The following is a 10,018-nucleotide window of genomic DNA, read 5'->3' on the forward strand; positions in this document are numbered from 1 at the left end:
GGCGTGGGAGACGTTGGAGGACGCGGGGATCGATCCGACGTCGTTGCGGGGCAGTCGGACGGGCGTGTTCACCGGCATCTGGTCCTCCGGCTACGTCGGCAGCCCCGACCAGGCACCGCCCGACACCGAGGGCTACCTCGCCACCGGCATCTCGCCGAGCATCACCTCCGGCCGGGTCTCCTACCTGCTGGGCCTCCAGGGCCAGGCCGTGTCCGTCGACTCCGCCTGCTCCTCGTCCCTGATGGCGATCCACCTGGCGGCGCAGGCGCTGCGCTCGGGGGAGTGCACACTCGCCCTGGCCGGCGGGGTCACCGTGAGCGTGACCCCCTTGCAGTTCACGGAGTTCTCTCGCCAGCGCGCCCTGGCCCCTGACGGCCGGTGCAAGCCCTTCTCGTCGACGGCCGATGGCACGGCGTGGGGTGAGGGCGCGGGGTTGGTGCTGCTGGAGCGGTTGTCGGACGCCCGGCGCAACGGGCACCGGGTGCTGGCGGTGGTGCGGGGTTCGGCGGTGAACCAGGACGGCGCCTCCAACGGTCTGACCGCGCCCAACGGCCTCTCCCAGGAGCGGGTGATCCGTCAGGCCCTGGCCAACGCCGGGCTGGAGGCGTCCGAGGTGGACGCAGTGGAGGCGCACGGGACGGGGACGACGCTCGGTGATCCCATCGAGGCCCAGGCGCTGTTGGCGACGTACGGTCAAGGCCGGGTGGAGCCGTTGTGGCTGGGGTCGGTGAAGTCGAACATCGGGCACACCCAGGCGGCGGCCGGGGTGGCGGGTGTGATCAAGATGGTCATGGCGATGCGACACGGCGAACTGCCGCCGACACTGCACGTCCAGGAGCCCACGCCGCACGTCGAGTGGGACACCGGTGACATCCGGCTGCTGACCGAGGCCCGGCCGTGGCCGGAGACGGGGCGTCCCCGCCGGGCGGGCGTCTCGGCCTTCGGGGCCAGCGGCACCAACGCCCACGTCGTCATCGAACAGTTCCCGGAAGGCACCCCCGAACAAGTAGGGCCCGGACAACCCGCCGCGGACGACTCCGCGGAGCCCACCGTGTGGCTGCTGTCCGGCAAGACGGACGACGCCCTGCGTGCTCAGGCCCGACGGCTCGCGGACCACCTCACCGCCCACCCCGGACTCCGGCCGGCCGCGATCGGCCGGGCCCTCGCCACCACCCGCACGCTGCTCGCCCACCGGGCGGCCCTGGTGGGCAGCACCCGAAGCGACCTCACGGCGGAACTCGCCGCCCTCGCCGACGGAGACCCCCGCGTCCCCACGGGCGTGGCCGGTTCGCCCGGCCGGTCGGTGTTCGTGTTTCCGGGGCAGGGGGCGCAGTGGGTCGGTATGGGTGGGGAGTTGTACGGCTCGGAGCCGGTGTTCCGGGAGGTGGTCGACACGTGTGACGCGGCGCTGGCGCCGTACACCGACTGGTCGTTGGTGGAGGTGCTGGTCGGCCGTGGCTCGCTGGAGCGGGTGGACGTGGTGCAGCCGGCCCTGTTCGCGGTGATGGTGGCGCTGGCGGAGCTGTGGCGTGCCCATGGTGTGGAGCCCGACGCCGTGGTCGGGCACTCACAGGGGGAGATCGCGGCGGCGTACGTGGCCGGCGCGTTGTCCCTGGAGGACGCCGCGAAGGTGGTGGCCCTGCGCAGCAAGGCCCTGGTCGCCCTGGCGGGCCGGGGCGGGATGGTCTCGGTCGGCCTCGGGCAGGAGCGGGCCGCCGAGTTCGTGGCCCGCTGGGACGGCCGGATCACCGTAGCGGTGGTCAATGCCCCCGGTTCGGTCGTCGTGTCGGGCGACCTGGACGCGCTGGACGAACTGCTGACGGCCTGTGAGGCCGACGGCGTCCGCGCCCGCCGCCTGCCCGTCGACTACGCCGCCCACTCCGCGCAGGTCGAGGCGATCCGCGACCGACTGCTCACCGACCTCGCCGACATCACGCCACACCCGGCGCTGATCCCCTTCTACTCCACGGTGACCGGCGAGGAGACCGACACCTCCGCCCTCGACGCCGACTACTGGTACCGCAACCTCCGCGAGCCCGTCCGCTTCGACCTCGCCGTCAAGGCCCTGACGCAGGACCGGCACGGTGTGTTCGTGGAGGTCAGCCCGCACCCCGTCCTGGCGCCGGTGATGGACGGCGTCGTGACCGGCACGCTGCGCCGCGACAGCGGCAGGCAGGAGTTCCACCGCGCCCTGGCGCGTCTGCACACGCAAGGCGTGGCCGTCGACTGGACGCCGGTCCTCCCGGCCGAGCCCCGCCACGTCCCGCTGCCGACGTACGCCTTCCAGCACCGGCCGTACTGGCTGAACCCCGCCGCCGCGAAGGGCGACGTGTCGGCGGCGGGACTGGACTCGGCCGGGCACCCGCTGCTCGGGGCCGTCGTCGAACTGGCCGGGGACCGGAGCGTCCTGCTCACAGGACGGCTCTCGACGGCCACCCGGCCATGGCTGGCCGACCACGTCGTGCTGGGCTCCGTGCTGCTGCCCGGGACCGTGTTCGTCGAACTCGCCCTGCACGCCGGGCGGCAGGCCGACTGCGACGTCCTGGACGAACTGGTGCTGGAAGCTCCCATGATCCTGCCGGACGACGGGTCCGTCCCGGTCCAGGTCGTCCTCGGCGCACCGGACGGATCGGGCCGACGCCCCGTCACCGTGCACTCCCGGACGGGCGGCACCTGGCTGCGGCACGCCACCGGCACGCTCGCGGCCGCCGACCGCCCCCACCCGTACGACACCGGCGAGCCCTGGCAGCCGGCCGGTGAGCCCGTCGACCTGACCGACTTCTACGACACCCTCGCCGCCCAGGGCTACGAGTACGGGCCGGTGTTCGCGGGCGTACGCGAGATCCGGCGGCAGGGCGACGAGCTCTATGCCGAGGTGGCGCTGCCCGCCGACACCCGCGACCGCTTCGGTCTCCACCCCGCGCTGCTCGACGCCGCGCTCCAGCCGCTGACCCTGCTGGCGGCGGGCCGCCTGCCGTTCTCCTTCGCCGGGGTGTCGATGCGGAAAGCCGGCTCCACGGCCCGGGTCCGCCTCACACCCACCGGCCCCGACACCTTCCGGGTCGCGCTCGCCGACGAATCCGGGCCGCTGGCGGTGATCGACGCGCTGACCGTGCGCCACCGGCCGCCGGGCGCGCCGGGCGCCGGGACCGACCAGCTCTTCCGCCTCGACTGGGTGCCCGTCGAGAGCACCGGCGAACCCCCGGCCGTCCACCACGTCACGCCCCCGGCGGGAAACCCGGTGGCGGCCGCGCACACCGTCGCCGCCGAGACGCTGAGCGCGCTCCAGGAGTTCCTGCGCGACGGGGACGGCCGGCTGGCCGTCGTGACCCGCGGGGCGGTCGGGCCGGACCCCGTCGACCTGCCGTCCAGCGTCGTCTGGGGCCTGGTCCGCGCGGCCCAGGCGGAACACCCCGACCGGTTCGTGCTCGTCGACACCGACGACCGCGTCCTCGTCGCGGGGGACGAACCGGAGGTCCTCGTCCGCGACGGCGCCGCCCACGCCGCCCGCCTGGTACGGGCCGAGGCGGTCCCGGCACCCGGCCCGCTCGACCCGAACGGCACCGTGCTGATCACCGGAGGCACCGGGACACTGGGCCGCCTCGTCGCCCGGCACCTGCGCGAGCGGCACGGCATCCGGCACCTGCTCCTGCTCGGCAGGTCCGCGGCGGAGGTGGACCTCGACGCCGAGGTGGTGGCCTGCGACGTGGCCGACCGGGACGCGCTGGCGGCCGTCCTGGACTCGATCCCGGCCGGGCGCCCGCTGACCGCGGTCGTCCACGCGGCCGGCGTGCTCGACGACGGCGTCGTCGAATCCCTCACTCCCGACCGGATCTCCGAGGTGCTGCGGCCCAAGGCCGACGCCGCCTGGCACCTGCACGAGCTGACGAAGGACCTCGGCCTGAGCGCGTTCGTGCTCTTCTCGTCCGCCGCCGGTGTGCTGGGCGGCCCGGGCCAGGCGAACTACGCCGCCGCGAACGCCTTCCTCGACTCCCTCGCCGTGCACCGGCGTGCCCTGGGCCTGCCGGGGGTGTCGCTGGCCTGGGGCCACTGGGCCGAGGCCAGCGGGCTGACCGGGCACCTCACCGACACCGACCGCAAGCGGCTCGCCCGCGCCGGCGTGCTGCCGATGCCCACGGACCAGGCGCTGGCCCTCTTCGACCTGGCCCTGGGCGCCGACGATCCCGCGCTGGTCCCCGCGCACCTCGACCTGTCGGCGGCGTCCACCCGCCCCCTGCTCAGCCGCCTCGCCCGCACCGGGCCCGCCCGGCGCACGGGCCGGCCGGGCCTGGGCAGGGAACTGGCGGCCCTGCCCGAGACCGAACAGCACAGCCGCGTCCTGGACCTGGTCCTCGGCCAGACGGCCGCGGTCCTCGGCCACACCGACACCGCGGCCGTCGGCGCCGAGCGGGCCTTCAAGGACCTGGGCTTCGACTCGCTCACCGCGGTGGAACTGCGCAACCGGCTGTCCGCGGCCGCCGGGGTCCGGCTGCCCGCGACGATGGTCTTCGACCACCCGACCCCCGACGCGCTGGCCGGCCACCTGCGGAACCTCCTGGTCGGCGCCCGGCGCCAGGCCCCTGCCTCACCCGTGCCGGTCGGGGTGCCGGTGTCGGATGATCCGGTGGTCGTGGTGGGGCTGGGGGCCCGGTATCCGGGCGGGGTGGGGTCGGCCCGGGAGTTGTGGGATCTGGTCGCGGGTGGGGCGGACGCGGTGGGGGAGTTCCCGTCGGATCGTGGGTGGGACGTGGGCCGGCTCTACGATCCGGCCGGTGGTCCCGGGAGGTCGTACACGCGGTCGGGTGGTTTTCTCGCGGATGCGGGTGGTTTCGATGCCGCGTTCTTCGGGATCTCGCCGCGTGAGGCGTTGGCGATGGATCCGCAGCAGCGGGTGCTGCTGGAGACGGTGTGGGAGACGTTGGAGGACGCGGGGATCGATCCGACGTCGTTGCGGGGCAGTCAGACAGGCGTCTTCACCGGCATCTGGGCATCCGGCTACGCGGGCGGGGTGGACCAGATCTCGCGTGACACGGACGGCTATGTGGCCACCGGCACGGCGACGAGTGTGACCTCCGGGCGGGTGTCGTACCTGCTGGGGCTGGAGGGTCCGGCGGTGTCGGTGGACACGGCGTGTTCGTCGTCGCTGGTGGCGATCCACCTGGCGGCGCAGGCGCTGCGCTCGGGCGAGTGCTCACTGGCCCTGGCCGGCGGGGTGACGGTCATGGCGACACCCGCCGCCTTCATCGACTTCTCCCGTCAGCGGGGGCTCGCCGCCGATGGCCGGGTGAAGGCGTTCGCGGAGGCCGCTGACGGCACCAGCTGGGGTGAGGGTGCCGGTGTCGTGTTGCTGGAGCGGTTGTCGGACGCCCGGCGCAACGGTCACGAGGTGCTGGCGGTGGTCGCGGGAAGCGCGGTGAACCAGGACGGGGCGTCGAACGGTCTGACCGCGCCGAACGGTCCGTCGCAGGAGCGGGTGATCCGTCAGGCGTTGGCCAATGCGGGGTTGGCGGCGTCCGAGGTGGACGTGGTGGAGGCGCACGGGACGGGGACGACGCTCGGCGATCCCATCGAGGCCCAGGCGCTGTTGGCGACCTACGGTCAGGGGCGGGTGGAGCCGTTGTGGCTGGGGTCGGTGAAGTCGAACATCGGGCACACCCAGGCGGCGGCCGGTGTGGCGGGTGTGATCAAGATGGTGATGGCGATGCGGCACGGTGAACTGCCGCCGACGCTGCACGTCGACGCGCCGACCTCGCACGTCGACTGGTCGGCGGGCCAGGTCTGCCTGCTCACCGAGGCCCGGCCGTGGCCGGAGACGGGGCGTCCCCGCCGGGCCGGAATCTCCGCGTTCGGCATCAGCGGCACCAACGCGCACGTGATCCTGGAGGCCCCGGCCCCGGAGCCGTCCGAGGACCCGGCAGCGGTGACGTCGCCTGAGTCCCCTGCCGACGATCCGGCTTCCGCAGCCGTCGTGCCGGTGCCGTGGCTGCTGTCGGCCAAGTCCGAGCAGGCGCTCCGGGCCCAGGCCCGCAGGCTACAGGCGTACGCGGCCAAGAGCCCCGACGCGGACGGAATCGGCGCCGCGCTCGCCGCGCGGGCCCGGTTCACCCACCGGGCCATGGTGACCGGCCCGGAGGCACTGGCGGCCCTGGTGCGCGGGGAGACGCATCCCGGGCTGGTGACCGGCGAGGCCAGTACGTCGGGCGGGTCGGCGTTCGTGTTCTCCGGTCAGGGTGGTCAGTGGGCGGGGATGGGGCGGGGTCTGTACTCCGTGTTCCCGGTGTTCGCGCGGGCCTTGGACGAGGTGTGCGGGTTGCTGGGGTTGTCGGTGGAGGTGTTGTTCGAGGACGCGGAGGGGGTTCTCGGCGAGACGCTGTTCACCCAGAACAGCGTGTTCGCGTTGGAGGTGGCGCTGTTCCGGCTGGTGGAGTGGCTGGGTGTGCGGCCGGATTTCGTGGTGGGGCATTCGGTGGGTGAGGTGGCGGCGGCGCATGTGGCGGGTGTGCTGGGTCTGGAGGACGCGTGCGTGCTGGTGGGGGCGCGGGGGCGGCTGATGCGGGGGTTGCCCGGTGGTGGGGCGATGGTGTCGCTCCAGGCGTCGGTGGAGGAGGTGGTGGGGTCGCTGGTGCCGGGTGCCGAGGTGGCGGCGGTCAACGCGCCGGATGCGGTGGTGGTGTCGGGTGACGAGGCGGCGGTGGAGGCGGTTGCCGGGGTGTGGCGGGGCCGTGGGCGTCGGGTGAGGCGGCTGGAGGTCAGTCACGCGTTCCATTCGGCGCGGATGGATCCGGTGCTGGGGGAACTCGGTGAGGTGGTTGCGGGTCTGTCGTTCGGTGAGCCGGTGATTCCGGTGGTGTCGACGGTGGCGGGGTGTCCGGTGGAGATGGGCGAGGCCGGGTACTGGGTGCGGCAGGTGCGGGAGCCGGTGCGGTTCGCGGACGCGTTGGAGTGGTTGGCGGGTCGGGGTGTTGCGGGGTTGGTGGAGGTGGGTCCGCATCCGGTGTTGGTGGGGGCCGGGTTGATGCGGCGTGGTGGTGATTCTCCGGAGCGGTTGTTCGCGGGGCTGGGGCGGTTGTGGGCGGACGGTGCCGTGCGCTGGATGCCGCCGGTGGTCTCGGCGGGGGGTGTGCGGGTGCCTTCGTACGCTTTCCAGCACCGGCACTACTGGCTCCAGCCCACCACCCCGTCGGAGGGCCTCGACACGCCCGACCACCCGCTGCTGCGGTCCCTGGTGAAGCTCCCCGACGGACAGGGCGTGGTGCTGACCGGGAAGCTCTCCGCGTCCGTCCACCCCTGGCTGGCCGAGCACACCGTGCTCGGTTCGACGCTGCTGCCCGCGATGGCGTTCGTGGACATGGCCGTCCAGGCCGGCGAGCACACGGCCAGCCCCGTCCTGTCCGAACTGGTCCTGGAGGCGCCGCTCCTGCTGTCCGAGCGCGACGGTACGCACGTGCAGGTCACCGTCGGCGCGCCCGACGACACCGGACGCCGGCCCGTCGCCGTCCACTCCCGCACCTCCGCCGAGCCCGACGAGTGGACCCGCCACGCGACCGGCGTGCTCAGCCCGCCGGCGGACCGGGAGGCACCGGCCGACCGGACGGCCGCGCCCGGGGCGGACGACGGCGAGGCCGTGCCGATCGACATCGGCGCGCTCTACGACCGGCTCGCCGATGCCGGCTACGACTACGGGCCGACCTTCCAGGGGCTCACCGGCATCCGGCGGCACGGCGAGGACCTGCACGCCGAGGTGACCTTCCCGGCGGACCCCGCGCGGCTCACCGGATACCGCGTCCACCCCGCGCTCCTGGACGCCGCCATACAGCCGCTGACCCTGCTCGCCGGCCTCGCGGCCGAGGACGGCGGCGCCGACGGCAGCCCGGCGCGGATGCCCTTCTCGTTCTCCGGTGTGTCGGTCACCGGGTCGGCCGCGACGGTCCGCGTGGTGCTGCACCCGACCGGGCCGGACACCTACGCGGTGCGGATCACCGACACCGCCGGGACGCCGGTCGTGAGCATCGACGAGATCGTCCTGCGGCCCGTCGAGGCGATGGGTCCCGGGGCCGGGCGCCGGCCGAACACGCTGTTCGCCGTCGACTGGACCCCGATGGCGACACCGGACGGCCCGGACACCGAGACGGTCCTCCACGAGGTCGTCGGCGAGGGCGAACCGGTCGCGGCCGCCCACGCGGTGACCCGGGAACTGCTCGGCAGGGTCCGGGAGTTCCTGGCCACCGACACGCCGGCCCGGCTCGTGGTCCTCACCGGCGACGACCTGGCCTCGGCCGCCGCCCGCGGCTTCCTGCGCAGCGCGCACAGCGAGAACCCCGGGCGGATCCTGACCGTCCGGCACGACGGCACGGCCACCTCACGACAGGCGATCCCCGCCGCGGTGCGCGCCGCCGTGAGCGACGGCGAGCCCGAGATCCGGTTGTGCGACGGAACCGTCCTCGTGCCGAGGCTGGTGAGGGCCGCCCCGACTGCCCCGACCGCCCCGACCGCCCCGACCGGGCCTGCCGGGCCCCTGGCCGGCACGCCCCTGGACGGCACCGTGCTGATCACCGGCGGCACCGGCACCCTCGGCGTCCTGGTCGCCCGGCACCTGGTCGCGCGGCACGGCGCCCCGCACGTGGTGCTCGCCGGACGCCGCGGCGTCGAGCCGCCCGGGCTCCGGCAGGAGCTGGGCGCCGCCCTCACCGTGGTCGCCTGCGACGCCGGTGACCGCGGGGCACTGAAGGAGCTCGTCGCCTCGATCCCCGACCTGCGGGTCGTCGTGCACGCCGCCGGGGCCGTCGACGACGCCGTGGTGGGATCGATGACGCCGGAGCAGATCGACACGGTGCTGCGCTCGAAGGCCGATGCCGCGTGGCACCTGCACGAGGCCACCGAGCACCTGGACCTGCGGGCGTTCGTGCTGTTCTCCTCGGCGTCCGGGGTGTTCGGCGCCCCCGGGCAGGCCAACTACGCCGCCGCGAACGCCTTCCTCGACGCGCTCGCCGAGCACCGGCACGCGCGCGGCCTGCCGGCCACCTCCCTCGCCTGGGGCCAGTGGGCCGAGTCCAGTGGAATCACCGGGAACCTGACCGAGGCCGACCAGCGCCGGCTGGCGAGGACCGGGATGCTGCCGCTGGCCACCGAGCGGGCCCTCGACCTGTTCGACACCGCCCTGGCCGTCGAACGCCCGGCGCTGGTGCCGGTCCGCCTCGACCTCGCGGCCATCGACACCCCGCCCGCGCTGCTGCGCGGACTCGCCCGGCCACGGCGCGCGCCGGCCCCGGCGGTCGGCCCCGGGGACCTGAGGGCCGGGCTCGAAGCCCTGCCCGAGCCCGAGCAGCGCGCCTTGCTGCTCGACCTGGTCGTCACGCACAGCGCGAGCATCCTCGGAATGGCCCCCGGCGGGATCGACGACCCGCGTCAGCCGTTCCGCGACCACGGCGTCGACTCGCTGACCGCCATCGAACTGCGCAACCGGCTCAACGCGGCCACCGGGCTCCAGCTCCCGGCCACCCTCGCCTTCGACTTTCCGACGCCCGAACAGCTCGTCAACCACCTCTACGGACAGCTGTGCTCGCCGGAGAACCGGGCCGCCGGGCCGATGGAGCGCCTGCTGCGCAAGGCCGTCGACGTCGGCCGCGCGCAGGACGGCCTCGACCTGCTGACCACGGCGTCCCGGCTGAGCCCGGCCACCGACGCGCCCGAGACCCAGGCGGTCGCCCTCGCGGCCGGCTTCCTCCAGCCGTCGCTGGTCTGCCTGCCGTCCGCGCTGGCGTCCGGCGGCATCGAGGAGTACCAGCGGTTCGGCGCGGCCATGGAGGCCGTCCGCGACGTCACGGCGCTCACCCTGCCGGGCTTCGCCGGCGACCCGCTGCCCGCGGCCGCCGACGTCCTGGTCGAGGCGCTCGCCGAGGCCGCGTCGGCCGTCGACGCGCCGGTGCTGGTCGGCCGTTCGGTGGGCGCGTGGCTGGCGCTGGCGACCGCCAGGGAGCTGGAACGGCGGGGGGCCCGGCCCAGCGCCGTGGTGCTCATC

General features: G+C 74.6%; 1 protein-coding gene. It reads left to right on the forward strand.

Features of this window, described 5'->3' with window-relative positions:
* A partial coding sequence (locus ACFRMQ_RS31570) for an SDR family NAD(P)-dependent oxidoreductase (RefSeq protein WP_380734137.1) occupies window positions 1-10,018 on the forward strand: 10,018 nt, incomplete at both ends.

It is taken from the genome of Kitasatospora sp. NPDC056783 (assembly GCF_042789895.1).
Lineage (GTDB): Bacteria > Actinomycetota > Actinomycetes > Streptomycetales > Streptomycetaceae > Kitasatospora.